Raw genomic sequence first — 26,692 nt, forward strand, 5'->3', positions numbered from 1 at the left:
TGCGTTTCCGACTCTATCAGACCGTTTCCCGATCCGATTTCCTCGGTGCTTTCCAGGTTTCCGCTTTCGCGTTTCCCTTTCCGGCGGTTCCGACTTTATCAGAAGTTCTGAGTCGGAATTTCCACCCGGTCCGGGCGGCTCCTGACGCGTAGTTGCGTCGGGTTCCCCCCTGGGCGGAGCCGTAAACGTACTGGAGCGGGGCGCCCCGATGCAAATCGAGGGGCCCCGCCCCGGTCGAGCACTGACGGAGGGTCAGACCTCAACCACCACAGGCAGGATCATCGGCCTGCGCCGGTAGGTGTCGGAGACCCACTTGCCGAGGGTCCGGCGGATGAGCTGCTGCAGCTGGTGGGGCTCGACGACACCGTCCTGGGCCGAACGCTCCAGGACCTCGGTGATCCGCGGGACGACCGCGCCGAACGCGGAGTCATCGATACCGGAGCCACGGGCCTGGATGTGCGGACCCCCGGTGATCTTGCCGGTGGAGGAGTCCACGACGAGGAAGACCGAGATGATGCCCTCGTCGCCCAGGATCTTCCGGTCCTTGAGGGCGGGTTCGCCCACATCGCCGACCGAGAGGCCGTCCACGTAGACGTAACCGGCCTGGACCTTGCCGGAGATCCTGGCCTTGCCCTCGATGAGGTCGACGACCACGCCGTCCTCGGCGATGACGATGCGGTCGTGCGGTACGCCTGTCAGGGCGCCCAGTTCGGCGTTGGCACGCAGGTGCCGCCATTCGCCGTGCACCGGCATCAGGTTCTTCGGGCGGCAGATGTTGTAGAAGTACAGCAGCTCGCCGGCCGAGGCGTGTCCGGAGACATGGACCTTGGCGTTGCCCTTGTGGACGACGTTGGCGCCCCAGCGGGTCAGCCCGTTGATGACGCGGTAGACCGCGTTCTCGTTGCCGGGGATCAGGGACGAGGCCAGGATCACCGTGTCGCCCTGGACGATGCGGATCTGGTGGTCCCGGTTGGCCATGCGGGACAGGGCGGCCATCGGTTCGCCCTGCGAGCCGGTGCAGACGAGGACGATCTCGTGCTGCGGCAGGTCGTCCAGCGTCTTGACGTCCACGACCAGGCCCGGCGGAACCTTGAGATAGCCGAGGTCCCTGGCGATGCCCATGTTCCGGACCATCGAGCGGCCGACGAAGGCGACCCGGCGGCCGTACTCGTGGGCGGCGTCGAGGATCTGCTGGATGCGGTGGATGTGGCTGGCGAAGCTGGCCACGATGATCCGCTTGCTGGCGCCCGCGAAGACCTGGCGCAACACGTTGGAGATGTCGCGCTCGGGCGGAACGAACCCCGGCACCTCCGCGTTCGTGGAGTCGGAGAGGAGGAGATCGATGCCTTCCTCGCTCAGCCGGGCGAACGCGTGTAGATCCGTGAGGCGGTTGTCCAGCGGGAGCTGGTCCATCTTGAAGTCGCCCGTGTGGACGACCATGCCCGCGGGCGTGCGGATGGCCACGGCCAGGGCGTCCGGGATGGAGTGGTTGACCGCGACGAACTCGCAGTCGAAGGGGCCGATACGCTCGCGGTTCCCCTCGGCCACCTCAAGGGTGTACGGACGGATGCGGTGCTCCTGGAGCTTGGCCTCGATGAGCGCGAGGGTCAGCTTGGAGCCGATCAGCGGGATGTCGGGCTTCTCGCGGAGCAGGTACGGGACCGCGCCGATGTGGTCCTCGTGGCCGTGCGTGAGGACGATGCCCTCGATGTCGTCGAGGCGGTCCCTGATGGACGAGAAGTCCGGCAGGATCAGGTCGATTCCGGGCTGCTCCTCCTCGGGGAAGAGCACCCCGCAGTCCACGATGAGCAGTCGGCCGCCGTACTCGAAGACGGTCATGTTCCGGCCGATCTCGCCGAGGCCGCCGAGCGGGGTGACCCGCAGGCCGCCCTCCGGGAGCGCCGGCGGCGGGCCGAGTTCAGGATGCGGATGACTCAAAAGACTCTCCTCACCATGCGCGCCACGTACCTGGGGCACGTGGCGCGCATGACGTTCGTGCAGAAGCAGTTGTGGATGGGAACGCAGGCGCTTTCGTCCTGCCTATTCAGTTGTGAAGTCTGGTTGTCGCGTCGTGCGCGGTGCGGTGTTAGAGCTGTACCCCGCCGGCGCCGAGATCGAGCTTGAGCTGGGCCGTCTCCTCGGGCGAGAGCTCGACCATGGGGGCGCGCAGTGGTCCGGCGGGCAGCCCCTGGAGGGCGAGCGCCGCCTTGGTGGTCATCACGCCCTGGGTGCGGAACATGCCGGTGAAGACGGGGAGCAGCTTCTGGTGGATCTCGGTGGCCTTCTGGACGTCACCGGAGACGTACGCGTCGACGAGGGCGCGCAGCTCGGGGGTGACGACGTGGCCGACGACCGAGACGAAGCCGACGGCGCCGACCGAGAGCAGCGGGAGGTTCAGCATGTCGTCGCCGGAGTACCAGGCGAGGCCGGAGCGGGCGATGGCCCAGCTGGCGCGGCCGAGGTCACCCTTGGCGTCCTTGTTGGCGACGATACGGGGGTGCTCGGCGAGCCGGACGATCGTCTCGGTGTCGATCGGCACGCCGCTGCGGCCCGGGATGTCGTACAGCATCACCGGCAGCCCGGAGGCGTCGGCGATCGCCTTGAAGTGGCGGTACAGGCCCTCCTGCGGGGGCTTGTTGTAGTACGGCGTGACGACGAGGAGGCCGTGCGCGCCGGTCTTCTCCGCGGCGCGGGCCAGCTCCATGCTGTGGCGGGTGTCGTTCGTGCCGACGCCGGCGATGACGTGGGCGCGGTCGCCGACGGCTTCGAGGACGGCTCGTACCAGGTCCGATTTCTCCGCGTCACCGGTGGTGGGGGACTCGCCGGTGGTGCCGTTGATGACCAGGCCGTCGTTGCCTGCGTCCACCAGGTGGGTGGCGAGCCGCTGCGCGCCGTCGAGGTCGAGTGCGCCGTCCGCCGTGAAGGGCGTGACCATGGCGGTGAGGACCCGCCCGAAGGGGGTCTGCGGAGTCGAGGTCGGAGCCATGGGTAACACGCTACTCGCTGCTCAGGGCACGGTCTGCCCTCGGGGGGCGGGAAAAGTCAGGACAAATGCGGAGCCCGGCACTGCCTGCTCGGGGGTTCAAGCAGTGCCGGGTCCGTTTGATCAGGCTAGATGAACTTCTCGAAATGCCGCAATACGGACACTTCGCTCGGCTGACCCGTACATCTGTGCCTGGCCGAAAGTCCACGGCCCGCTAGGGCGCGACACGGCCGTTCGCGTTGAAGGCGGCGTGGGTGAGCGGCATCAGCTTCGCCCACTCCGCCTCCATCCTCTCGCCGACCATCTCGATCTCCCGCTGGGGGAAGGACGGCACCTTCGCGAGTTCGTGCTGGGTGCGCAGACCGAGGAAGTGCATCAGCGAGCGGGCGTTGCAGGTGGCGTACATCGAGGAGAAGAGGCCGACCGGCAGCACCGCGCGCGCGACCTCCCGGGCCACTCCGGCGGCGAGCATCTCCTGGTACGCCTCGTACGCGTGGACGTAGGAGTCCTCCATGACCCGCCCGACCAGCTCCTGCTGCGCCTGTGTGCCCTCCACGAAGACGTACTTGCCGGGCCGGCCCTCCTGGACGAGCTTGCGAGCCTCGTCGGGGACGTAGAAGTGGGGCTGGAGTTCCCGGTAGCGCCCCGACTCCTCGTTGTACGAGTTGTGCACGACGATCCCGTTGGCGAGGAAGTTGTGCCAGGGGCCTTCGACGGAGAGGTCGTACGTCATCTCCTCGCCGTCCTGTTCGATGGCGACGATCCGGTCCGCAACCGCTTCGGCGATCTTGCCGCCGCGCTGGGCCAGGGCCTGTTCACCGGCGCTCTTGACCGCATGGCAGGGCTCGCACGCGGGCGCGAGGTTCCTCTCGTCGAGGGCCTGGGTCAGGTCACCAGCCACCGGAACCACGTGGTCCAGGGCGAGTTCCGTGCGGGGGAAGTCCTGACCACAGAGGTGACAGCTGTCGGTCTCCTTGATCAGTCGCTCTCGCTGCATGGACGTCCACACACCGATGCCGCGCCGCAGGCTCGGCGGGACCAGTTCCTCCGATGGACGAGGGACGCTCCCCGCCGCCATGACCGCGTCACCGACGGTCAGTTCCCCGGCCTTGCACCACCCCTCGGGCGTGAGCACCGCGTGATCGACCGTGGAGCGGAGCGTCTTCCCGGACTCCGTGGTGATCCTGATGAGTGGCTTCACCCCGGACTCGATGACATCGACGATCCTGGCCCGCTGGGCGAGCAGCGTCTCCTCGTCGTAGCAGCGCACGTGGTTGCGACGGACCGATTCGAGCTTGCGCAGGCGGGTGCTGGGGTGCAGTTCCCTGAATTCCGCCACTGCCGACTCCGCTGCCTCACGGTTCTCGTACAGGCCGAGGTAGTGGTTCTTCTCGCCGCGCCGGACCTGGGCCATCCACTTTCCGGCCCTGCCGTGCCACGTCACTCCCCCGGCGGAATGCGGAAGCCGGTCCTCGACGCCGAGGTGCCAGAGCTTGTACAGCTCCGCGATGGTGCGCCGACGGAGCTGGCCGGCCTCGCTCTCCAGGGTGATCTCGGTGTCGCCGGCGATGCACCAGCCGACCCGGTGCCGCATGAACTCGCGGAAGACGAAGATGGGGGCGCTGATGAAGAAGGTCATCGAGTTGTGCTCGAAGGGGCTGCCGTGCCGGTCCCGCATGAGGTAGTTGATGAGGCCCTTGGAGCGCTCGGGGTCCTTCTGCAGTTCCTCCAGGGACTGTTCGCCGGCGGTGGAGACTCGGGCGGCCCACAGCACGTCCGAGTCGGCCGCGCTGTGCTTCACCAGGTCGACGGTGACATCACTGCGGAAGCTGGGCTTGAGATCGTCGGCGGGAGTGTCGGTCACGGCTCGGAGGGTCCTTCCCATGGCTGCTCTCGGGCGGCGCCCACTCTACGGCCCGAGATCGATGAGACGCCGGATGCCCCGAGTTGCGCCCATTGTGCCCCTGTTGGACCCCCGAAAGTGGTGGGCAGGAGGCCGGCTCGGTAGCCTCACCCGGCGAAACCTGTGCGTGGATCGAGTGAGGACCAGCCGTGCCCCTGCCCTTCCTGACCGCCGACCGCGCCTTCGACCAGGTGGCGGACGAAGCGCTGCCGTTCGAGGACCGCGACCGCTGGCGGCGCCCCTACCGGCCCGGCCCCTGGCGGGTCGGCGCGGCCGCGCTCCTGCTGCTGCTCACCTCGTACATGCTGGTGGCGGCGGTCATCATCGCGGTGGCCGAGACACCGCGGGCCGGTGCGATCTGCTTCGGGGCGGCCCTGCTGGTCATCGCCTGCGCCCTGCGGCTGCTGCGGGTCGGCATCTGGGTGAGTGCGCGGGGAGTGCGTCAGGTGGGGTTCTTCCGCACGCGTACGGCGTCCTGGGAGCCCAGCGTCTCGGTGCGCACCGTGCAGCAGCCGGTGCGGTGGCTCGGGCTGCCCCGGTCCGTGCAGGGGCAGGCGCTGCTCCTCGTCCGCACGGACCGTGTGCAGGAGTACGTGACACCGCTGATGACCACGCACAACGCCGATTTCCTGGCGCGTACGGAAGCCTTCGACCGGGCGGCCGACCGGATCGAGGCGTGGGCCGCGGAGCACCGGCGCGCCGCGTAGCGAACATACGTCTGAGGGGCCGGTCCGCGGGTGCGGGCCGGCCCCTCGGACGTGCGCGTCCGTCGTGCCTCGCCGTGTGCGGGCGGCGGGAAGGTCAGGCGGTCGGTGCCGGTCTGCCGTCGTGCAGGGCGATCGCGTGTTGCATGGCCTTGCGGGCCCGGGGGGTGTCGCGGGCGTCGTGGTAGGCGACGGCGAGACGGAACCAGGTGCGCCAGTCGTCGGGGGCGTCCTCGGTCTCCTCCTTGCGCCGCGCGAAGACCTCGTCGGCCGAGTCGCGATCGATGCGTCCGCTCGGGGTCCGCTTCAACTCGTCGACGGGGAGGCCCCCTTCGGCGTCGAGTTCGGCGGCGAGCTGGTTGGCCCTGCGGACGAACTGGGTGTTCTTCCAGAGGAACCAGAGGCCGATCGCGGGCAGCACGAGCACGGCGACACCGAAGGCGACCGTGATCGGTGTGCCGGTCTCAATGAGCAGGATCCCGCGGCTGCCGACCAGGACGAAGTAGACGACCAGGACGGCTGCCGTGACGGCGTAGGTGAGCTTGGCGCGCATGACGTCTCCCGGCCCGATCAGCCCAGGTCGAGGAAGTGTTCGAGGCCGAAGGTGAGACCCGGGGTCGTTACCACCCGTCGGGCCCCGAGCAGGATGCCCGGCATGAAGCTGCTGTGGTGGAGGGAGTCGTGGCGGATGGTGAGGGTCTCGCCCTCGCCTCCGAGGAGGACCTCCTGGTGGGCCAGCAGGCCGCGCAGGCGGACGGAGTGGACGGGGACGCCGTCGACGTCCGCGCCGCGCGCGCCGTCCAGAGCCGTCTCCGTGGCGTCCGGAGCCTGGGCCGTGCCTGCCGCGCGCCGCGCCTCGGCGATGAGCTGGGCCGTGCGTGTGGCGGTGCCCGAGGGGGCGTCGACCTTCTTCGGGTGGTGCAGCTCGACGACCTCCACCGACTCGAAGTAGGGGGCGGCGAGTTGCGCGAACCTCATGTTCAGGACGGCTCCGATGGAGAAGTTGGGCGCGATGAGCACGCCCGTCTCCGGGGACCGTGCCAGCCAGCCGTTGAGCAGCGCGAGGCGCTCGTCGGTCCAGCCCGTCGTACCGACGACCGCGTGGATGCCGTGGCGTACGCAGTAGTCCAGGTTCTCCATGACCGAGGCGGGGGTGGTCAGTTCGACGGCGACCTGGGCGCCGGTCTCGGCCAGGGTCTCCAGCTTGTCGCCCCGGCTCAGGGCGGCGACCAGCTCCATGTCCTCGGCGGCCTCGACGGCCCGTACGGCCTCGGAGCCGATACGGCCCCGGGCACCGATGACCGCCACGCGCAGCTTGCTCATTGCTTGGTTCCTTAACTGGGGTGTCAGGCGACGGCTTCGTGGAGACGGGACGCCTGTTTGTCCTTGAGCGGGCCTATCACCGACAGGGAGGGGCGTCGGCCCAGGACCTCGCGGGCCACCTCACGGACTTCGTCCGGGGTCACCATCGCCATACGGGTCAGCATCTCGTCGACGGACATCTGTTCGCCCCAGCACAGCTCGCTCTTGCCGATGCGGTTCATGATCGCGCCGGTGTCCTCCAGGCCGAGGACCGTGGAGCCGCGGAGCTGGCCGATGGCGCGCTCGATCTCGTCGTCCGGCAGCCCGTGCTGGGCGACCTGGTCGAGTTCGTCGCGGCAGATCTTCAGTACGTCGTGCACCTGGGACGGGCGGCAGCCGGCGTAGACACCGAAGAGGCCGCAGTCGGCGAAGCCGGAGGTGTACGAGTACACGCTGTAGGCGAGACCGCGTTTCTCCCGGACCTCCTGGAAGAGGCGGGAGGACATGCCGCCGCCGAGGGCGGTGTTGAGGACGCCGAGGGCCCAGCGGCGTTCGTCGGTGCGGGCGAGGCCGGGCATGCCGAGGACGACGTGCGCCTGCTCGGTCCGGCGGCCGATCAGCTCGACCCGGCCGGCCGTACGCAGGCCGCGGCGTCCTTCGCGCGGGGCGATCGGGGTGGCGTCGGCGCGGGTCAGGGCGCCGGCTTTCTCGAAGGCCGCGCGGACCTGCCGGACGACCTTGTTGTGGTCGACGTTCCCCGCGCAGGCGACCACGAGGTGGGTCGGATCGTAGTGCTTGCGGTAGAAGCGGCGGATGCGGTCGGCGGTGAGGGCGTTGACGGTGTCGACCGTGCCGAGGACGGGGCGGCCGAGCGGGGTGTCGCCGAACATGGTGTGAGCGAACAGGTCGTGCACACAGTCGCCCGGGTCGTCCTCGGTCATCGCGATCTCTTCGAGGATGGCGCCGCGCTCCACGTCGACGTCCTCCTCGCGGATGAGGGAGCCGGTGAGCATGTCGCAGACCGTGTCGATGGCGAGCGGCAGGTCGGTGTCGAGCACGCGCGCGTAGTAGCACGTGTACTCCTTCGCCGTGAACGCGTTCATCTCGCCGCCGACCGCGTCGATCGCGGAGGAGATGTCGAGCGCGCTGCGGCGGGTGGTGCCCTTGAAGAGCAGGTGCTCCAGGTAGTGGGTGGCGCCGTTCAGCGCGGGAGTCTCGTCGCGGGAGCCGACGTGCGCCCAGATGCCGAAGGTGGCGGAGCGCACGGACGGCAGGGTCTCGGTGACGATGCGCAGCCCGCCCGGGAGGGTGGTCTTGCGGACCGTACCGATGCCGTCTCTGCCCTTGATCAGGGTTTGGGTACGGGCGACGGCCCGCGCCTCCGTGGAGGTGCGGGCCGTCGCCTTGGAGCTACGGGACGTCACTTGTCGCCGTCGTCCTTCTTGTCCTCGGAACCGTCTTCGCCCTCGATCACGGGGATGAGGGAGAGCTTCCCGCGGGAGTCGATCTCGGCGATCTCGACCTGGACCTTGGAGCCCACGCCGACGACGTCCTCGACGTTCTCCACGCGCTTGCCACCGGCGAGCTTGCGGATCTGCGAGATGTGCAGCAGACCGTCCTTGCCCGGGAGCAGCGACACGAACGCGCCGAAGGTCGTCGTCTTCACGACGGTGCCCAGGTAGCGCTCGCCGACCTCCGGCATGGTCGGGTTGGCGATGCCGTTGATCGTGGCGCGGGCGGCCTCGGCCTGCGAGCCCTGCTGGGCACCGATGTAGATGGTGCCGTCGTCCTCGATCGTGATCTCGGCGCCGGTGTCCTCCTGGATCTGGTTGATCATCTTGCCCTTCGGGCCGATGACCTCACCGATCTTGTCCACGGGGATCTTGACGGTGATGATCCGCGGGGCGTTGGGGGACATCTCGTCCGGCGTGTCGATCGCTTCCATCATCACGTCGAGGATGTGGAGGCGGGCGTCACGGGCCTGCTTGAGGGCGGCGGCCAGGACGGAGGCGGGGATGCCGTCCAGCTTGGTGTCGAGCTGGAGGGCGGTGACGAACTCCTTGGTGCCTGCGACCTTGAAGTCCATGTCGCCGAAGGCGTCCTCCGCACCGAGGATGTCGGTGAGGGCGACGTAGTGCGTCTCGCCGTTGATCTCCTGCGAGATCAGGCCCATGGCGATACCGGCGACGGGGGCCTTCAGCGGCACACCGGCGTTCAGCAGCGACATGGTGGAGGCGCAGACCGAGCCCATGGACGTCGAGCCGTTGGAGCCGAGGGCCTCGGACACCTGACGGATCGCGTAGGGGAACTCCTCGCGCGTCGGCAGGACCGGCACGATCGCGCGCTCGGCGAGCGCGCCGTGGCCGATCTCGCGGCGCTTGGGGGAGCCGACGCGGCCGGTCTCGCCGACGGAGTACGGCGGGAAGTTGTAGTTGTGCATGTAGCGCTTGCGGGTCACCGGGGAGAGGGTGTCCAGCTGCTGCTCCATCCGGAGCATGTTGAGGGTGGTGACGCCCAGGATCTGGGTCTCGCCACGCTCGAACAGCGCCGAGCCGTGCACGCGCGGGATGGCCTCGACCTCGGCGGCCAGCGTACGGATGTCCGTGACGCCGCGGCCGTCGATGCGGACCTTGTCCTTGATGACGCGCTCACGGACCAGGGACTTGGTCAGCGAGCGGTACGCGGCGGAGATCTCCTTCTCGCGGCCCTCGAACTGCGGGAGCAGCTTCTCGGCGGCCAGACCCTTGACGCGGTCCAGCTCGGCCTCGCGCTCCTGCTTGCCCGCGATGGTGAGGGCCTGCGTCAGCTCGTCCTTGACCGCGGCGGTGAGCGCCTCCAGGACGTCGTCCTGGTAGTCGAGGAAGACCGGGAACTCGCCGGTCGGCTTGGCGGCCTTCGACGCGAGGTCGGCCTGGGCCTTGCAGAGGACCTTGATGAAGGGCTTCGCGGCGTCCAGACCGGCGGCGACGACCTCCTCGGTCGGCGCCTCGGCGCCGCCCTGGACCAGCTGGATCGTCTTCTCGGTGGCCTCGGCCTCGACCATCATGATCGCGACGTCGCCGTCCTCCAGGACACGGCCGGCGACGACCATGTCGAAGACGGCGTCCTCCAGCTCGGTGTGCGTCGGGAAGGCCACCCACTGGTTGTTGATCAGCGCGACGCGGACGCCGCCGATCGGACCGGAGAAGGGCAGACCGGCCAGCTGCGTGGACGCGGACGCGGCGTTGATCGCGACGACGTCGTACAGGTGGTCGGGGTTGAGCGCCATGATCGTGGCGACGACCTGGATCTCGTTGCGCAGGCCCTTCTTGAAGGACGGGCGCAGCGGGCGGTCGATCAGGCGGCAGGTGAGGATGGCGTCCTCGGAGGGACGGCCCTCACGGCGGAAGAAGCTGCCGGGGATCTTGCCGGCGGCGTACATCCGCTCCTCGACGTCCACCGTGAGGGGGAAGAAGTCGAGCTGGTCCTTGGGGTTCTTGGAAGCCGTGGTGGCCGACAGCACCATGGTGTCGTCGTCCAGGTAGGCCACGGCGGAGCCGGCGGCCTGGCGGGCCAGACGGCCCGTCTCGAAACGGATGGTGCGGGTGCCGAAGGAGCCGTTGTCGATGACGGCCTCGGCGTAGTGGGTCTCGTTCTCCACTAGCAAATTCTCCGATACTTTTCGTCTTTCGTCCCTGGGCCTGCCCGTGTGGCAGGGGGACGGTGGCGGAGAAGCGCGCCGTCTGGTGCGGGCCGGTCTTCGATCGAAGCCCTCGGGTTCGCAATCTCCCGGGGGCCACTACCGAGGACCGGCGGCGGCGAGGTGCGCTTCTCCTCGTACGTGTGCGTGCGTCGCCCTCCGGGCGCCTCACGCTGTGTCGTGCCTCTTGCGTTGTGCTACCACACTACAAAGGGGTGGTGACACTCCGCACGTTTCCACCCGTACGTCCCGCGTGCGTCGGGGCCGCGCGCCCCCCTCCAGGGGGCCGGCGGCGGTCCGGTGCGCGGTCGTGCCGGTGCCTACAGCAAAGGGAGCGGTCCCCCGATCTCCCGGGAACCGCTCCCCTCACGGCGTCCTACTTGGCGCCCGCCGCACCGCGGCGGATGCCGAGGCGGTCGACCAGCGCACGGAAGCGCTGGATGTCCTTCTTGGCGAGGTACTGCAGCAGGCGGCGACGCTGACCGACCAGGATCAGCAGACCACGGCGGGAGTGGTGGTCGTGCTTGTGGGTCTTGAGGTGCTCGGTCAGGTCCGAGATACGGCGGGAGAGCATCGCGACCTGGACCTCGGGGGAGCCGGTGTCGCCCTCCTTGGTACCGAACTCGGTGATGATCTGCTTCTTCGTAGCGGCGTCGAGCGACACGCGATACTCCTCATGAGTCTCGTTGATGCCACCGAGTGCCCCTGGTCTGCGTCTCAGGGGGGCTTCTGTGACTCGGGTGGCGGGGTCCGCTGGGGGCTACCTCCGGAGTCCGGGGGTGCGCACACAAACGGCCACGGGACAGAGTACCAGCCTGGAGGGATACGTCCGACCGCGCCCGGTGACGCGGGAGGAGAAACCTTCATCCCGAAGGGGCGGGCGGAAATCGGCCGGACGCGGGTCCGCGTGAGCCTCGATGCCGCGATGTGTGGACATCGGCAAACCCCTGACCAGGGCGAACAAGGACAAGTAGGGTGACCTGACAGCTTGTTGACACGAAGCTCGTCGACATGACGCAGCTCGTCGGCACGGACGAAGGGACCCAGCCGCGATGGCCGAGGACAAGGAACTCAAGGCGCGCAAGGAGCGGGAGAGGGACGAGCTGTACGCCCTCGACATCTCCGGCGTCGAGTGGCACAGCGCGCCGGGGACCGAGGATCAGGAGGAGCGGGTCGAGATCGCCTACCTCCCGGAGGGTGCGGTCGCCATGAGGTCCTCGCTCGACCCCGACACCGTGCTGCGGTACACGGAGGGGGAATGGCGGGCCTTCGTGCTGGGGGCGCGCGACGGGGAGTTCGATCTGGAGCCGGCTCCGGGGGGCGCCGGGTCGGATGCGTAGAGGGCCGGGCGTGTAGTCGGGCACGTCGGTCGGATGCGTGGCCGGACGTGTGGCCGGACGCATGGCCACAGGCACGCCCCGAGGCATCGGGTCGGGCGCGCCGCTCCGGCGGTGCTGTGAGGGGCAGGAGCCGGGACCGGCTGCCTGCCCCTTGTATTTCACGGGCCGCGCGTCCGCAGATGTCGATGGGCCCCGTCGACCGTCGGACAAGCCGGCGCCGAAGATCCATTGTGGGAAACATGCCCAAGTTTCTTCTCTTTCAGGGTGGTTGGGCGCTTCGTCTCCGCCGGTCGGGAGAGACGGGCCTGCCGGGCCCGGGGTGGTGATGATTAGGCTGGGGTGCAGCACGTCGCGAGTTGCCCGCACGCGGGTGGTACGGGCTGTGTGACTTGGCCCGGGGCCCGAGGGGGGACCAGCCCGGCGACATCGGACGACAGCAACGGTCGCCCCAGCACGCCATGAGGGTGCTCGACCACACCAGGAGGAACTGTGAGCAGCGATCGGGACGGGACACGCGGGGGCTGGGCCACACCCGACGATGACCAGCCCGACGCGGAGTCCGCCATCGAGATGACGGGCGAGTTCACCATCGACTACGCGCCGCCTGCCTGGTACACGCAGAACGCCTCTTCGGGAGCCGGGTGGGTGCCGGGCGCGGGTACGGGTACGGACGCGGGTTCGGGTTCTGGTGCGGGTACGGACGCTGGTGCTGGTGCTGCCGCGGGGGGCGCTCCTCCGGCCGGCGGTTCCGTGACGCCGCCGCCCGGGCTGCCGTTCGCGCCGCCCGTCGGTGCCCCTCTCGACATGTCCGGCGTGCCCGGGTCGTATCCGCCTCCCTGGCCTCCGTCGACCGCCGCGCCCGCGCCCGCGGCTGACGCCGAGGGCGGGGGCGCAGGCGAGGGCGACATCGAGAGCGGGGCGACCATGCGGATCTCCGCCGCCGCGATGAAGCGTGAGATCGGGGACGCCGCTCCTGTCCAGGGTGCCGCCGGGGCCGGGGCTGGTGAGAGGGCCGGACCGAGTGCGGATGCCGGTGCTGCGGCCGGTGCCGGACCGGACGCAGGTACCGCTCCTGGTGCAGCCGGTGCCGGTGACTTCCCGTTGCACGCGCCGCAGGCCGCGGCCGGGGAGCCGGAGGGTGCCGCGTCCTCCGACACCGGGGTCGCCGCCGGTGGTGGCGAGGGCGACGGTGGCGGGGTGCCTGCCGCCGTAGACGTGAGTGCGTCCGGTACGGCCGCGCAGGCGGGGCCCCAGGTGGTGGGCGGCGCCGATGCGGTTGCAGAAGGTTCGGTTGCAGCCGGTGTCGGTGACGCCGGTGGTGCTGGTGACTCCGGTGGTGCTGGTGATCCCGGTGTCGCGCAGCCCGCCGAGGCCGTGGTGTCGCCCGCCGAGGGGCAGAACGCCCAGGGTGGAGAAGGCGATGGCGGTGCGGGCGTCGAGGCTTCGGCCGCCGCGGATGCGTCCGGCGAGGCCGGGGCCACCGAGGCCGGTGTCGTAGAGGCTGACGTCGTGGCGGCCGGAGCCGCTGCCGGTGCGGCCGGTGTCGATGCCGCCGGGGGTGATCAGCCCGGCGGTGCCCTGCGCCCCGATGTCGTGCCCGGCGGGGCCGAGACGGCTGATGTCGTCGAGCACGGTGCCGTGTCGCCGGGTTCCGCCCCGCAGGATGCTCCCGCTCAGGGCGCCGCCCCCCAGTCAGCCGCTCCGCATGACCTCGCTGCACAGGGCCTCCCTCCGCAGTCAACAGCTCCACAGGACCTCGCTCCACAGAACGCTGGTTCTCACGGCGCCGCCCCCGTCGAACCCGCCGACGGCTCCCCCGACACCGCCGGGTTCCAGGCCCCGGCGTCGCAGCCCGCCGGGCCCCGGGCCGCCGCACCTCAGCCGGTTGCGCCTCAGGCCGCCGCGCCCGCAGCGGGCGCCCCCGGTGACGCTCCGCAGACACCTCCCTCCTGGACGCCTCCGGCGCCGCAGGGTGCGCTTCCTCCGCTGCCGCCCGCGTATCAGCCGGCCGCACCGTCAGCGCCTGGCGCGGGAGCTCAGTGGCCGCCGGTCGCGCCGGCAGCGTCGGCGGCGGCGTCGGAACAGCCCGAGGTGCCCGCTCGGCAGCCCGCAGCAGCGCAGGGCGAGCCGCCCGTGCCGTCGCAGCAGCCCTTCCCCCCGCAGGTACCGCAAGGCGCGCCGCCCGCGGCCTGGGGCACCCCGGTGACTGCTTCGTCCGGCGCTTCCGATGGGCCCGGCGCACCTGTCGCACCCGGTACGCCCGCTCCCCCCGAGGTCCCCTTGTCCTCCGGTGAGCCCAGCACCCCTTGCGCCTCCGTGCCACCGGTCCCCCATGCCCCCGGCACGCCGGTCGCCCCGGGCACGCCCCTGGCCCCCGACAACCCCGGCGCTTCCGGCTTCCCCGCAGCTCCCGGCACCCCTGACGCTCCCGGCGCACCCGTGCCACTCGGCGCCCCTCATGCTTTCGGCCCACCGGTCACCCCCGGTGCACCCCTGCCTCCCCACCACCCCGGCGCTTCCGGCTTCCCCACGGCTCCCGGCACCCCTGACGCTCCCGGCGCACCCGTGGCACCCGGTACCCCGGGCGCCTCCGCCACGCCGGTATCTCCGGCCCCGGTGCCCGCCCCCCACCAGCAGCCGCCGGCCCCGACGCCCGCACCCGCACCTGACCAGCAGCAGCCGGCTCCCCAGGCCCCCAACCTCCCTCCCGCCCCCGCCGGTTACGGCTTCCCCCAGACTCCTGGTGCGCCCGTCCCGCCACAGGCGCCCGTCCCTCAGCAAGGCGGCTACGGCTTCCCCCAGCAGGCGGCGTCACCGGCTCAGCAGCCCGGGGGTCAGCCCGGCGGCCCCGCGCCCACCCCGCCGCCGGCCCAGCCCGCCCCGGGTTACGGTTTCCCGCAGCCCGGCGCGTCCGTACCCCCGCAGGCACCCGTCCCGCCGCAGGCCGGCTACGGCTTCCCCCAGCAGCCGGAGCGGCCGGGGCCGCCGGCCGAACAGCACGCACCTCAGCCCGGCTACGGCTTCCCGCCAGGCGCCCCGGCCCCCCAGGGCCCGCCCGACGCCCCCACTCCCCCGAGCGGGTACGGCTTCCCCCAGCCCGGCCAGCCGGAGCACACCGGCCACCCCGGTGGGCAGGTTCACCCCTCCGCCCCCGTGGACCCCCGCACGGGCACGGCCTGGCCGCAGCCCGTGCAGCACGACCAGCGGCAGCCCACCAACCCCGGTGTGGCGCCCCTCGGTTACACGGCCGCGGTGGAGCTGTCGTCCGACCGGCTGCTGAACAGCAAGAAGCAGAAGACGAAGAGTTCCCGCCCGGCGTCCGGGGGCGGGCGGTTCAGGCTGGGCGGGAAGAAGGAGGAGGCCGAGCGGCAGCGGAAGCTGGAGCTGATCAGGACGCCGGTGCTGTCCTGCTACCGCATCGCGGTCATCAGCCTCAAGGGCGGCGTCGGCAAGACGACGACCACCACCGCCCTCGGCTCGACACTCGCCACCGAGCGGCAGGACAAGATCCTCGCGATCGACGCCAACCCGGACGCCGGAACGCTCGGCCGCCGTGTGCGGCGCGAGACCGGGGCGACCATCCGTGACCTCGTCCAGGCGATCCCGTACCTCAACTCGTACATGGACATCCGGCGGTTCACCTCGCAGGCGGCCTCCGGGCTGGAGATCATCGCCAACGACGTCGACCCCGCCGTCTCCACGACGTTCAACGACGAGGACTACCGTCGCGCGATCGACATCCTCGGCAAGCAGTACCCGATCATCCTCACCGACTCCGGTACCGGTCTGCTCTACAGCGCCATGCGCGGGGTGCTCGACCTCGCGGACCAGCTCATCATCATCTCGACACCGTCCGTGGACGGGGCGAGCAGCGCCAGTACGACGCTGGACTGGCTGTCCGCGCACGGCTACCAGGACCTGGTGGCGCGTTCCCTGACGGTCATCTCGGGGGTGCGCGAGACCGGAAAGATGATCAAGGTGGACGACATCGTCTCCCACTTCGAGACGCGCTGCCGCGGTGTGGTGGTCGTGCCCTTCGACGAACACCTGTCGGCCGGCGCCGAGTTGGACCTCGACATGATGCGGCCGAAGGTGCGGGAGGCGTACTTCACGCTCGCCGCGATGGTCGCCGAGGACATCGCCAGGCACCAGCAGTCGCACGGCCTGTGGACATCGGACGGCAACCCGCCGCCGGTGGTCGCCCCGCCCCTGCCCGGTCAGCAGATCCCCGGTCAGCAGCCGTACCCGCCGCAGCAGGGCCAGCCCTACCCGGGTCAGCCCTACCCGGGTCAGCCCTACCCGGGTCAGCCGGCCCCCGGCCAGGCCCCGCAGCCCTACGGCCACCCGTATCCGCCTCAACAACCACAGCAGCCGCAGCCGGGCCAGCCCTACCCGCCGGCTCCGCCGCAGCAGTAGACGCGGCAGTCGGGCAAGCGAGAGGGCCCGTACCGTTCACGATCCACGAACGGTACGGGCCCTCTGTCCGCCTGCTCCGGCTTCAGCTCCTGACAGCCGGTCCGGCTACTTCGGCCGGTACGAGCCGATCAGTTCCCGGCACCTCTTCACGTCCTCGCCCATCGCCACGAGCAGCGCGTCCAGCGAGTCGAACTTCGCCTGGCCGCGCACGAAGGAGAGGAAGTCGACGGCGACGTGGAGGCCGTAGAGGTCGAGTCCGACGCGGTCGATGGCGTACGCCTCGACCGTGCGCTCGGTCCCGTCGAACTGCGGGTTCGTGCCGACGGAGATCGCGGCGGGCATGGCCTCGCCGTCGACGTGCAGCCAGCCGGCGTAGACGCCGTCGGCCGGGATCGCGGTGTGCGGGAGCGTCTCCACATTGGCCGTGGGGAAGCCCAGTTCGCGACCGCGCTGCGCACCGCGTACGACGACGCCCTCGACGCGGTGGGGGCGGCCGAGGATCTCGTGCGCCCCCTCGACGTCGCCCTCGGCGACCAGTCGCCGGGTCAGGGTCGAGGAGAACGGCTGTCCGCCGCCCGCCTCGCCGCTGACGAACAGGTCGACGACCTCGACGTCGAAGTCGTAGGTCTTGCCCTGCTCGGCCAGGAACGCCACGTCTCCGGCGGCCTTGTGGCCGAAGCGGAAGTTGGGACCCTCGACGACGGCCTTGGCGTGCAGCTTGTCGACCAGGACCTTGACGACGAAGTCGGCCGGGGACAGCCGCGAGAACTCGGTCGTGAACGGCAGGACCAGCACCGCGTCCACGCCCAGGTCGGCCATGAGTTCGGCACGGCGGTGGTGCGGGGCGAGCAGCGGAGGGTGGGAGCCGGGCCGCACGACCTCGCTGGGGTGCGGGTCGAAGGTCACGGCGACGACGGGAACGCCCCGTTCACGGGCGCGTTCCACGGCGTGCCGGAGGATCAGCTGGTGCCCACGGTGCACCCCGTCGTAGGAACCGATGGTGACGACGCTGCGCCCCCAGTCCTCGGGGATGTCCTCCAAGCCACGCCAGCGCTGCACTGTGACCGCTCCTCGTCGAACCCGTGTCCGTATTGATGCCTGTCCCTTACGCAGGTCTAAGGGTGCCATGCCCGGTGCCCTCGCCCCGCATCGGCATCCTGGCTGTGACCTGGAGCACGGGAAGCCGTGATCCGGACCACAGGTGGACGGACCGGTTCACGCGGGCACCCGCACCCCCCGTACCCCCGCCAGATTCTCGATCATCCGGCGGGTGCTCGGTCCGACCACCGCCGCCCACTCCTGGGGTGTGCCGTTGAGCCAGCCGGCCACGAGCCCCGCGAAACCGGGCACATGACGGGCCAGGTCGACGAGCGCCCAGTCGAACCGGGTTGCCCCTTCCGGTGTACGGACGAGCAGCATCCCGACCTGGTGGACCAGCGAACGGGTGGCCGCGACGTCCCCCGTCACCTCCGTGCCCTGCGTATCCGTGGTCACGCCGCGCGAGGCGGCCGCCCGCAGGAGGGCGTCGAGGACGGACGGGTCCCGCTCGGTCGCCATCACCAGGTCGAGCAGTTCGCGCCGCAACGGGCCGGAGGCAGGGGTGCCCGGCTCGGCGAAGACCGCCGCGAGGGCCGCGCGGACCTGTACGGGCCCGTCGACGATCAGACCGCTCACCAGCGGGAACAGTGCGGCGCGGGTGCCCGGACCGTGCTCCAGCCTGCGGTCGACGTACGCGGCCACGTGCCCGGCCACCTCCGGACGCAGTTCGACGACCTCGCGCACCAGGACGGTGACGCGGCGCGCGAGGCCGGGTGTGGTGACCTCGGCGAGGGTGCGCAGGGCCTCCCCGTCCGAGCCCTCGGCACCCGGAGTCCGCAGCCGGGTGCGGAAGGCGTCGAGCACCGTCTCCGGGTGGGTGGCGAGCGCGCCGACCAGGGCACTCGCGGGCAGTTGCGGGTCCCCGGCCGCGAAACGCTCCAGCGCCTGCGGCAGATACCGCGGCCTGGTCAGCGGGTCCCGTACGAGCAGGGCGAGGGCGCCGCTGTGCAGGGTGACGTCGGCGGGGCGTCCCAGCAGGGCGAGCGCCGCGTGGCGGAGCAGCCCGCGGTCGGCCTCGGTGCGCACGTGCGCGGCGGTCCGCAGCCCGTAGGCGAGTCCGGCGACCCGGCGAGCCGGGCGGTCGTCGTGCGCCCAGCGGTTGACGGCCCGGCAGACCGCCGAGGGCTCCTCCTCGGACAGCACGGCGAGCAGTTCGTCGCCGCGCCGGTGCGCGCTGTCGACCAGTGCCTCGGTGAGGTCGTCCAGGGCGCACCGCCGATGCGTGTGGAGCAGCGCCTGCGCGGCCGTCGCCACGGTGGCGTCGGGGGTCGCGACCAGCGGGGTGTCGTCGAGGAACCAGCGGGTGAGCAGCGGCTGTACGGCGGCGGGGCGGGCCGCGAGGAGCCGGGAGACCACGTCGAGATAGCGGGGCCCCTCGCCGGTGGCAGGGTCGGCGACGACCAGGCGACGCAGCAGGTCGAACCGTTCCGCCTCGGGCAGCGGCAGCTCCGCCCAGAAGTCCGGCCCGAACTCCCCCGGTACGCCCCGGCCCTGGGCACGCCAGGCCCCGATCCGCTCGGTGAGAAAACGCAGCACCCGGGTGTAGGGCGTCGCGTCGGGCACCCGGAGCAGCACCTCGGACAGGAGGCGGGCGGCCCACCAGGTGGGGTCGTCGGGGGCGTGGGCACCGGGCGGCAGTAGTGCGTCCAGGGCGTCGAGCAGCTCCTCCAGGCGTCCGGCGAGTTCGGTGGCGCCCTGCTGCCGGCCGAGGAGGAGCAGGGCGTGGACGACGGGGCCCACGCGGTGGCGGGGCACGGGGAGGTTGCGGGTGGCCCGGCGGGCGTGGCGGCGGACACGGGCCTGGGACGGCATCGTGGCCCAGCCGCGCCGTGCCTCGTCCTGCGCGATCCAGCCCCGGTGCACCAGCGCGTGCAGAGCCGCGTCGAGGTCCAGGTGGGCGCCCTGGATCCAGTCGGCCAGCTCCTCGTGGGCGAAGCGGTAGCCGTCGCCCGCCGGGACGAGCAGCCCCTCGGTGAGCACGGCGGAGGCCCAGCCGGTGGTGCCGCCGAGTCGCCTGCCCGGCACCGGGCCCCAGGGGAACACCGCCTCGAACGCCGCCCGGTCCAGCTCTCCCTGCCCGGGGCCCAGACACCGCCGGGCCGCTTCGTGCACCTGCCCGGAGACCTGTGCCGCGAGCCGCCGCACGGCCGTCCCCCGGACGCCGTTCACCGCGGCGAGCCGCACGGCGACGCGCAGACACATCAGATCCAGGTAGGCACCCAGCACCTCGTCCCGGCCGGGCCGCCCCGAGGAGGCGAAGGAGGCCCACGGGCCCGAGGAGGGTGCCGTCGAACCGGCGGAGGACGCCCCCGCGTCGGGCGGTCCGGCGGAGGCGCCATCCTCGCCGGGCCGCCCGCCCGGGGTGTCCGGCAGCGCCGCCCGTACCTCGGCCAGGAGCCGCAGGGTGAGCGGATGCCGGGCGTCGGGCCGGGCCAGCGCGTCCTCGGGGAGCCCGTACCGGAACCGGGCCCGCCGGGCCTCGTCCTGCGTCAGGTCACCCAGCCGTACGCAGGCGGGCAGCGCCTGCCCCTCCGCGCCGGACGCCTCTCCGTGCAGCAGTTCCGCCGGGAAGTGCGCCCCGGCCCGCTCCCAGTACTCGGCACGGCAGGCGACCACGAGCCGGGCCCCGTTCTCCCGCAGCCACTGAGCCGTCCCGGCGGTCCACTCGGCCAGCCGGTGCGCGAGCGCCGGCGGCATCTCCTCGGGCCCGTCGAGAAGCAGTAGCAGGGGCCGCCCCCGCGCCGCGGCGAGCCGGGCGAGCCGCTCGGGACGGATGTCCCCCAGCTCACCGCCGTACCGGCCGGAGGGAGAGCGCTCCGCCTCGACGGACCGGCCGTCCGGAACACCTGAAGCGCCCGCCGTCCCGGGTGTCCCCGACGGCGCCGAAGCCCCGGCCCCGTCCGACCTCTCGGCCGACGCCGACGCCGACGCCGCCACGATCCGCCCCGCCCGTTCCAGCGCGCGTCGCGCCGCGTCCGCCACGGAGTCGTCCTCGGAGAGGAGATCGGCGCCGCGCAGCCAGAGCGTGGGCGCGGGCTCGGGGCCCCGGCCGCGTCGGGCGGCGAGGGCGGCCAGCTCGGTCGTACGGCCGCTGCCGGGGGCGCCGACGAGGCCGAGGACCCTGGCCGGGCCGTCGACGAAGGCGGTGAACTCCCGCACGACACCGACGCGTTCGACAGGGTCGGCGCCGGTCGCCGCGACGGCCCCGGCACTCGCCCCCGGCCCGTCCGACCCCACGGTGGTGGCCGTCAGCTCCAGTACCCCGGCCAGATTCAGATCGGTGCCGTACGCGGCCACGGTCGCCGCGTTGCGTGCGAGCAGTTCGGCCAGGGGCCGCTCGGAGCGCCAGTCGCGCAGGGGCACGGCGAAGCCGGCGGTCCGGTGCGCCGCCTCCAGTGCCGTGCCGAGCACGCCCACCACGGTTCCGGTGCTCGCGTCGAGGACCGGTCCGCCGGCCGCGCCCCCGCCCAGCCGCAGCGCCTCGCTCCCGGCCGTGCCGATCGCCAGCTCCAGGGCGCCGCGCAGCAGATGGAAACCGTCGGTCGCCGTGTACGTGACGTCCGCGGTGCCCAGCACCCGTGCCTCGCGCCAGCCGCCGGCCGCGATGCGGACGTACGCGCCCGTCGCGACCTCGTCCCGCAGGGCGAAGGGCAGCGGGTCCACGCACAGCCCCTCGGTGCGGATGAGCGCGAGATCGAGGGCGGGCAACGCGGTCACCGCGTCGGAGCTCACCACGCAGACGCGGTCGCCGGTGGCGTGCACCACGATGCGGGCCAGTCCGTCCACCGCCTCGTGGCTGGTGACGACCGTGCCGTGGTGATCGGCCACGAAGCCCGTGCCGCGTGGTCGTCCCGCCAGATCGCCGACCCGCACGAGGACTTCGTCCCGCGCCGCAGGGCGGCCGTCGTCTGTCGCCCGACGGCCCCGTACCGCCATGTCCTGACCTCCCCGTCGTACCTGTGTTCCGACGGTAGGCACGTGAAGATCAGCGGAACAGATCGCATGGCGAACGCGCCCCCTTCCGCTCCCTCGGTTCACTCCGAGCGCCTGCACGAAGGGGTGAATAACCCCGGGTGGATGGATACACCTCTGGGTGGGGGAACCGAGGGGGGACCGTGGAGCGGCGGGAACGGCAGTCCCCGTGACCGCCGCTCCACGTTTCGCCGGCCGTTCCCCGTCCCCCTCGGGGGCCGTCCGTCAGCCGAAGACGGCGAGGCTCCTGGCCTTGCCCTTCTGGCTCTCCACCAGGGCCAGGAAGCGGCCGGCGGGGTCGAAGACGGCGACGGCCCCGCGCTCGGCGTACTCCTCGGGCATCTCCAGCCGCACCCCGTTCAGCAAAAGTCGCGCCCGCTTGTCGTCCACGTCCCAGCGGGGGAACGCGGCATCGGCGGCCTCGGCCACCGGCATCACGGTCAGCTCCTGCTGGAGCTGGTCCAGGGTCCGCGCGGAGTCCAGCTTGTACGGCCCCACACGGGTCCGGCGCAGCGCGGTGAGGTGGCCGCCGACGCCGAGTCCGGCGCCCAGGTCGCGGGCGAGGGCGCGGATGTACGTCCCGGAGGAGCACACCACCGACACCACCAGGTCGAGAACGGGGGTGCCGTCCTCGGCGACGGCCTCACGGACGTCGTACACGGCGAAGGAGGAGATGGTGACGGGCCGGGCGGGAATCTCGAAGTCCTCGCCGTCCCGGGCCCGCTTGTACGACCGCACGCCGTCGATCTTGATGGCGCTGACCTTGGACGGCACCTGCATGATCCGGCCGGTCAGCTCGGCCACACCGGCGTCGACCGCGTCCCGGGTGACCTTCGACGCGTCGACCGACGCCGTGATCTCGCCCTCGGCGTCGTCGGTGAGTGTGGTCTGCCCGAGCCGGACGGTCCCGAGGTACTCCTTCTCGGTGAGCGCGAGGTGACCGAGCAGCTTGGTCGCCTTCTCCACCCCCAGGACGAGCACTCCGGTGGCCATGGGGTCGAGCGTCCCCGCGTGCCCGACCCGGCGGGTCCGGGCGATGCCGCGCATCTTCGCGACGACGTCGTGCGAAGTGAAGCCCGACGGCTTGTCGACGATGACAAGGCCGTCGGGCGTGGTGTTCTTCTGGCGCTGCTCAGTCATTCGGCGGCGGCGTCCTCGTCGGCGTCGTCATCGGCGTCCTCGTCCGGCTTGCGGTACGGGTCGGCCTCACCGGCGTACTTCGCGCCCGACGCGGTCTCACGCACCTGTGCGTCCGAGGCCCGCGCCTTGTCGAGGAGGTCGTCGATGGTCTTGGCGGTGTCCGGGAGGGCGTCGGCCACGAAGGTGAGGGTCGGCGTGAACTTCACACCGGCGGCACGGCCGACCTCGGAGCGGAGGATGCCCTTGGCGCTCTCCAGCCCCGCGGCGGCGGCGGCCCGCTCCTCGTCGTCCCCGTACACCGTGTAGAAGACGGTCGCCTCCCGCAGGTCACCGGTCACCCGGGTGTCCGTGATGGTGACGTGTGAGCCGAGCCGCGGGTCCTTGATCCCGCGCAGCAGCTTCTGGGCCACCACCTCTCGGATGAGGTCCGCCAGCCTCTTGGCACGCGCGTTGTCGGCCACTGGTCCGTCTCCTAGCTCGTTCTGCGTTACTGCTGGTTGTCGAATTGTCTGTGCGACCGCGACCGTTCAGTCGTCGTCACCGTGCAACCGCCGTCTGACCGAGAGCAGTTCGACCTCGGGACGCCCCGCGACCAGCCGCTCGCACCGGTCGAGTACGTCCGTCAGGTGCCCCGTGTCACCCGACACCACCGCCAGCCCGATCACGGCCCGGCGGTGCAGATCCATATGGTCGACCTCCGCCACGCTCACCGCGAACCTGCGGTGCAGCTCGGCCACGATCGGACGGACGACGGAGCGCTTCTCCTTCAGCGACCGTACGTCGCCGAGCAGGAGATCGAAGGACAGAGTCCCCACGTACATGTGTGTGTCCGGTTCACCCGCCGGTACGGGATAGACGGCCTGCCCCTGTGTCGGGCAGGAACATCAGAACCGTACATCGAAAGGCGGACACCCTCGACGGGATTGTTCGCCGGGGCCGGGGCCCGGGGGCAAAGCCCCCAGGAACGGCCACACCGGCCGGGGGTGAACAGGTCACCCCCGGCCGGCATGGACCACCGCTGGTTACGACCGCGGCTTCTCGCGCATCTCGTACGTCGCGATGACGTCGTCGACCTTGATGTCGTTGAAGTTGCCGAGGTTGATACCGCCCTCGAACCCTTCGCGGATCTCGGTGACGTCGTCCTTGAAGCGACGCAGACCGGAGATGGTGAGGTTCTCCGCGATGACCTTGCCGTCGCGGACGAGTCGAGCCTTCGTGTTGCGCTTGACCTCGCCCGAGCGGACCAGGACACCGGCGATGTTGCCGAGCTTGGACGACTTGAAGACCTCGCGGATCTCCGCCGTGCCGAGCTCGACCTCCTCGTACTCCGGCTTGAGCATGCCCTTGAGGGCCGCCTCGATCTCCTCGATGGCCTGGTAGATCACCGAGTAGTACCGGACGTCGACGCCCTCGCGCTCCGCCATCTGCTGTGCGCGGCCCGCGGCGCGGACGTTGAAGCCGATGACGATGGCGTCGGAGCCGGTCGCCAGGTCGATGTCCGACTCGGTGACCGCACCCACGCCGCGGTGCAGGACGCGGATGTCGACCTCTTCGCCGACGTCGAGCTGGAGCAGCGAGGACTCGAGGGCCTCCACCGAACCGGACGCGTCGCCCTTGATGATGAGGTTGAGTTCCTGCACCAGACCGGCCTTGAGGGCCTCGTCCAGGTTCTCCAGGGAGAACCGGACGCCCCGGCGGGCGAAGTTGGCGTTCCGCTCGCGGGCGGCACGCTTCTCGGCGATCTGACGGGCCGTACGGTCCTCGTCGACGACGAGGAAGTTGTCGCCGGCGCCGGGGACGTTGGTGAGACCCAGGACCAGGACGGGGGTCGAGGGACCCGCTTCCTCGACGTTGTTGCCGTTGTCGTCGAGCATCGCCCGGACACGGCCGTACGCGTCGCCGACCACCATCGTGTCGCCGATGCGCAGCGTGCCGCGCTGGACCAGGACGGTCGAGACCGCACCGCGGCCGCGGTCGAGGTGGGACTCGATCGCGATGCCCTGCGCGTCCTGCTGGGGGTTGGCCCGCAGGTCGAGCGAGGCATCCGCGGTCAGGACCACGGCCTCCAGCAGGGAGTCGATGTTCAGACCCTGCTTGGCGGAGATGTCGACGAACATCGTGTCGCCGCCGTACTCCTCGGCCACCAGACCGAACTCGGTGAGCTGACCGCGCACCTTGGTCGGGTCGGCGCCCTCGACGTCGATCTTGTTGACCGCGACCACGATCGGCACGTCGGCCGCCTTGGCGTGGTTCAGCGCCTCGATCGTCTGGGGCATCACACCGTCGTTGGCCGCCACCACGAGGATCGCGATGTCGGTCGACTTCGCACCACGGGCACGCATGGCGGTGAACGCCTCGTGACCCGGGGTGTCGATGAAGGTGATCCTGCGCTCTTCGTCGTTGACCTGGGTCGCGACCTGGTACGCGCCGATGTGCTGCGTGATGCCGCCGGCCTCGCCCGCGACGACGTTCGTCTTGCGGATGGTGTCGAGCAGGCGGGTCTTACCGTGGTCGACGTGACCCATGACGGTCACGACCGGCGGACGCGCGACGAGGAACTCCTCGCCACCCTCGTCCTCGCCGAACTCGATGTCGAAGGACTCGAGCAGCTCGCGGTCCTCCTCCTCCGGGCTGACGATCTCGACGACGTAGTTCATCTCGCCGGCGAGCAGCTGGAGGGTCTCGTCGGAGACGGACTGCGTGGCGGTGACCATCTCGCCGAGGTTCATCATCACCGCGACGAGCGACGCCGGGTTGGCGCCGATCTTCTCGGCGAAGTCGGTGAGCGACGCACCGCGCGACAGGCGGACGGACTGTCCGTTGCCGCGAGGCAGCATCACGCCGCCGACCGACGGGGCCTGCATGGCCTCGTACTCCTGGCGCCTCTGCCGCTTCGACTTGCGACCGCGACGCGCGGGACCGCCGGGACGGCCGAAGGCGCCCTGCGTGCCACCACGGGCACCGGGACCGCCGGGACGGCCACCGAAACCGGGACGACCGCCGCCGCCACCGGGACCTCCGGGACGGCCGGCGAAGCCGCCACCGCCACCGGCGCCACCGGGACCGCCCGGACGACCGGCGAAGCCGCCGCCGCCACCGGGACGACCGGCGAAGCCGCCGCCACCGGGACGACCGGCGCCGCCACCGGGGCCACCCGGACGACCGCCGCCACCGGGACCGCGGCCACCGGGGCCACCGCCGCCGGGACGCGGGCCGGCAGCCGGACGCTGCGGCATCATGCCGGGGTTGGGACGGTTGCCGCCGGGGCCGCCGCCGGGACGGGGCGCCTGCGGACGGGGCATGCCGCCCGGAGTGGGACGGGCACCGCCCGGACCGCCCTGGGGACGCGGAGCGCCACCGGGACCGCCCTGCGGACGGGGAGCCTGGCCGGGGGCCTGCGGACGCGGACCGCCGCCCTGGGCGCCGCCGGGGCCGCCGGGACGAGGCGCGCCGCCGCCGGGACGGGGCGCCTGCGGGCGTCCCATGCCGGTGGAGCCGCCGGAGGTGAAGGGGTTGTTGCCCGGACGCGGACCGGCCGGACGGGCACCGCCCGGCTTGGGCGCGCCGGCGCCACCGGGGCGCTCGGAACGCTGGCCGCCGGGACGCGGACCCTGGCCGCGGTCGCCGCGGTCCTGGCCGGGACCACCCGGACGCTGACCACCGGGACGCGGCGCGGCCGGGCCGGGACGGGCGCCCGGACGCGGTGCGGACGGGGCGGAGGAGGCGGCCGGAGCCGACGGGGGTGCCTGGAACTCGGGCACGCTCGGGGCCGGGGAGGCCGGAGCGGGCTTCGGCGTCGGCGGCTTGGGACCGGGCGTCGGGCGCGGACCCGGGGCCGGGGCGGCGGGCCGCTCGGCGACGGGCGGCTTCGGCGCGGCCGGGCCGGGACGGGGCGCGGCCGGACGTGCGGCCTGCGCGGGAGAGGGGGCCGCCGGACGCGCCGGGCCGGCCTTGCGCGGGGCGGGCTTGCCGCCACCGCTGCCCTGCTGGAGGGCGTCTGTCAGTTTGCGTACAACGGGCGCCTCGATCGTCGAGGACGCCGAACGGACGAATTCACCGAGCTCTTGGAGCTTGGCCATGACGACCTTGCTCTCAACCCCGAACTCCTTGGCGAGTTCGTATACCCGGACCTTAGCCACTTCGCTCCTTTTTAGG

Annotated in this window: 15 protein-coding genes and 5 pseudogenes; 4 read left to right on the top strand and 16 right to left on the bottom strand. The window is 71.7% G+C overall.

Features of this window, described 5'->3' with window-relative positions:
- Positions 1–252: 252 nt before the first annotated feature.
- From ACZ6BB_RS29145 to ACZ6BB_RS29165, 5 genes and pseudogenes are all read right to left on the bottom strand, one after another.
- A complete protein-coding gene (locus tag ACZ6BB_RS29145; protein WP_471618123.1) occupies positions 253–1,938 on the bottom strand; it encodes a ribonuclease J in 1,686 nt (561 codons plus the stop codon).
- Positions 1,939–2,086: 148 nt separating this feature from the next.
- Positions 2,087–2,986, bottom strand: coding sequence for a 4-hydroxy-tetrahydrodipicolinate synthase (dapA, locus tag ACZ6BB_RS29150; RefSeq protein WP_318809635.1), 900 nt, complete (start codon positions 2,984–2,986; stop codon positions 2,087–2,089).
- A gap of 211 nt (positions 2,987–3,197) precedes the next feature.
- Positions 3,198–3,647, bottom strand: a pseudogene (thyX, locus tag ACZ6BB_RS29155) (FAD-dependent thymidylate synthase); the annotation flags it as partial.
- A gap of 3 nt (positions 3,648–3,650) precedes the next feature.
- A pseudogene (locus ACZ6BB_RS29160) lies at positions 3,651–4,577 on the bottom strand (HNH endonuclease); the annotation flags it as partial.
- A pseudogene (locus ACZ6BB_RS29165) lies at positions 4,557–4,847 on the bottom strand (FAD-dependent thymidylate synthase); the annotation flags it as partial. The pseudogenes ACZ6BB_RS29160 and ACZ6BB_RS29165, both read right to left, overlap by 21 nt.
- A 188-nt stretch (positions 4,848–5,035) precedes the next feature.
- Between ACZ6BB_RS29165 and ACZ6BB_RS29170 the strand changes: the two are divergent.
- Entirely contained in the window at positions 5,036–5,593 is a 558-nt protein-coding gene (locus ACZ6BB_RS29170; RefSeq protein WP_471618124.1) for a hypothetical protein, read from the top strand.
- A gap of 94 nt (positions 5,594–5,687) precedes the next feature.
- On the opposite strand, the gene ACZ6BB_RS29175 is transcribed toward ACZ6BB_RS29170, so the two are convergent.
- The 5 genes from ACZ6BB_RS29175 to rpsO all read right to left on the bottom strand — a co-directional run bounded on the left by ACZ6BB_RS29175 (position 5,688) and on the right by rpsO (position 11,235).
- Entirely contained in the window at positions 5,688–6,143 is a 456-nt protein-coding gene (locus tag ACZ6BB_RS29175) for a hypothetical protein (protein ID WP_471618125.1), read from the bottom strand.
- A gap of 17 nt (positions 6,144–6,160) precedes the next feature.
- On the bottom strand, positions 6,161–6,913 hold the full coding sequence (gene dapB, locus ACZ6BB_RS29180; RefSeq protein ID WP_471618126.1) for a 4-hydroxy-tetrahydrodipicolinate reductase: 753 nt from the start codon (positions 6,911–6,913) through the stop codon (positions 6,161–6,163).
- Positions 6,914–6,936: 23 nt separating this feature from the next.
- A complete protein-coding gene (locus ACZ6BB_RS29185) occupies positions 6,937–8,316 on the bottom strand; it encodes a M16 family metallopeptidase (protein ID WP_471618127.1) in 1,380 nt (459 codons plus the stop codon).
- Positions 8,313–10,532, bottom strand: a complete 2,220-nt coding sequence (locus ACZ6BB_RS29190; protein ID WP_046913578.1) for a polyribonucleotide nucleotidyltransferase — start codon at positions 10,530–10,532, stop codon at positions 8,313–8,315. The genes ACZ6BB_RS29185 and ACZ6BB_RS29190 overlap by 4 nt, the downstream gene beginning before the upstream one ends.
- Before the next feature lie 415 nt (positions 10,533–10,947).
- The gene (gene rpsO / locus ACZ6BB_RS29195; protein ID WP_005479656.1) at positions 10,948–11,235 is read right to left on the bottom strand and encodes a 30S ribosomal protein S15; all 288 of its coding nucleotides are present in this window, start codon (positions 11,233–11,235) and stop codon (positions 10,948–10,950) included.
- A gap of 388 nt (positions 11,236–11,623) precedes the next feature.
- Between rpsO and ACZ6BB_RS29200 the strand changes: the two genes are divergently transcribed.
- The 3 genes and pseudogenes from ACZ6BB_RS29200 to ACZ6BB_RS29210 form a co-directional block, all read left to right on the top strand.
- Positions 11,624–11,911: a DUF397 domain-containing protein gene (locus ACZ6BB_RS29200; RefSeq protein WP_471618128.1), complete on the top strand. Its 288-nt coding sequence runs from the start codon at positions 11,624–11,626 to the stop codon at positions 11,909–11,911.
- Positions 11,912–12,400: 489 nt separating this feature from the next.
- A pseudogene (locus ACZ6BB_RS29205) lies at positions 12,401–12,484 on the top strand (SCO5717 family growth-regulating ATPase); the annotation flags it as partial.
- Between the two features lie 2,079 nt (positions 12,485–14,563).
- Positions 14,564–16,327 (top strand): annotated as a pseudogene (locus ACZ6BB_RS29210) (MinD/ParA family ATP-binding protein); the annotation flags it as partial.
- 105 nt (positions 16,328–16,432) lie between these two features.
- Here the strand turns inward: ACZ6BB_RS29210 and ACZ6BB_RS29215 are convergent.
- The 6 genes from ACZ6BB_RS29215 to infB form a co-directional block, all read right to left on the bottom strand.
- Positions 16,433–17,386 carry a bifunctional riboflavin kinase/FAD synthetase gene (locus tag ACZ6BB_RS29215; protein ID WP_471618129.1) on the bottom strand — a complete coding sequence of 318 codons (954 nt, stop codon included), beginning with the start codon at positions 17,384–17,386 and terminating at the stop codon, positions 16,433–16,435.
- 156 nt (positions 17,387–17,542) lie between these two features.
- Positions 17,543–21,361: a trypsin-like peptidase domain-containing protein gene (locus tag ACZ6BB_RS29220; RefSeq protein ID WP_471618130.1), complete on the bottom strand. Its 3,819-nt coding sequence runs from the start codon at positions 21,359–21,361 to the stop codon at positions 17,543–17,545.
- A 261-nt stretch (positions 21,362–21,622) separates the two neighbouring features.
- Positions 21,623–22,537, bottom strand: coding sequence for a tRNA pseudouridine(55) synthase TruB (gene truB, locus ACZ6BB_RS29225; protein WP_471618131.1), 915 nt, complete (start codon positions 22,535–22,537; stop codon positions 21,623–21,625).
- Positions 22,534–22,998: a 30S ribosome-binding factor RbfA gene (rbfA, locus tag ACZ6BB_RS29230; protein WP_471618132.1), complete on the bottom strand. Its 465-nt coding sequence runs from the start codon at positions 22,996–22,998 to the stop codon at positions 22,534–22,536. Before rbfA ends, truB begins: the two co-directional genes overlap by 4 nt.
- A gap of 66 nt (positions 22,999–23,064) precedes the next feature.
- Complete coding sequence (locus ACZ6BB_RS29235) at positions 23,065–23,358, bottom strand: DUF503 domain-containing protein (protein WP_086762067.1); 294 nt, start codon at positions 23,356–23,358, stop codon at positions 23,065–23,067.
- 201 nt (positions 23,359–23,559) lie between these two features.
- Positions 23,560–26,676: a translation initiation factor IF-2 gene (gene infB, locus ACZ6BB_RS29240; protein WP_471618133.1), complete on the bottom strand. Its 3,117-nt coding sequence runs from the start codon at positions 26,674–26,676 to the stop codon at positions 23,560–23,562.
- Between the last annotated feature and the right edge of the window lie 16 nt (positions 26,677–26,692).

Source organism: Streptomyces sp. NPDC041108 (assembly GCF_055592645.1).

Coding starts and splice junctions, on each gene's coding strand:
- dapA (WP_318809635.1), bottom strand. CDS start 2,986: ATGGCTCCGACCTCGACTCCGCAGACCCCCTTCGGGCGGGTCCTCACC.
- ACZ6BB_RS29175 (WP_471618125.1), bottom strand. CDS start 6,143: ATGCGCGCCAAGCTCACCTACGCCGTCACGGCAGCCGTCCTGGTCGTC.
- dapB (WP_471618126.1), bottom strand. CDS start 6,913: ATGAGCAAGCTGCGCGTGGCGGTCATCGGTGCCCGGGGCCGTATCGGC.
- ACZ6BB_RS29200 (WP_471618128.1), top strand. CDS start 11,624: ATGGCCGAGGACAAGGAACTCAAGGCGCGCAAGGAGCGGGAGAGGGAC.
- ACZ6BB_RS29220 (WP_471618130.1), bottom strand. CDS start 21,361: ATGGCGGTACGGGGCCGTCGGGCGACAGACGACGGCCGCCCTGCGGCG.
- truB (WP_471618131.1), bottom strand. CDS start 22,537: ATGACTGAGCAGCGCCAGAAGAACACCACGCCCGACGGCCTTGTCATC.
- ACZ6BB_RS29235 (WP_086762067.1), bottom strand. CDS start 23,358: ATGTACGTGGGGACTCTGTCCTTCGATCTCCTGCTCGGCGACGTACGG.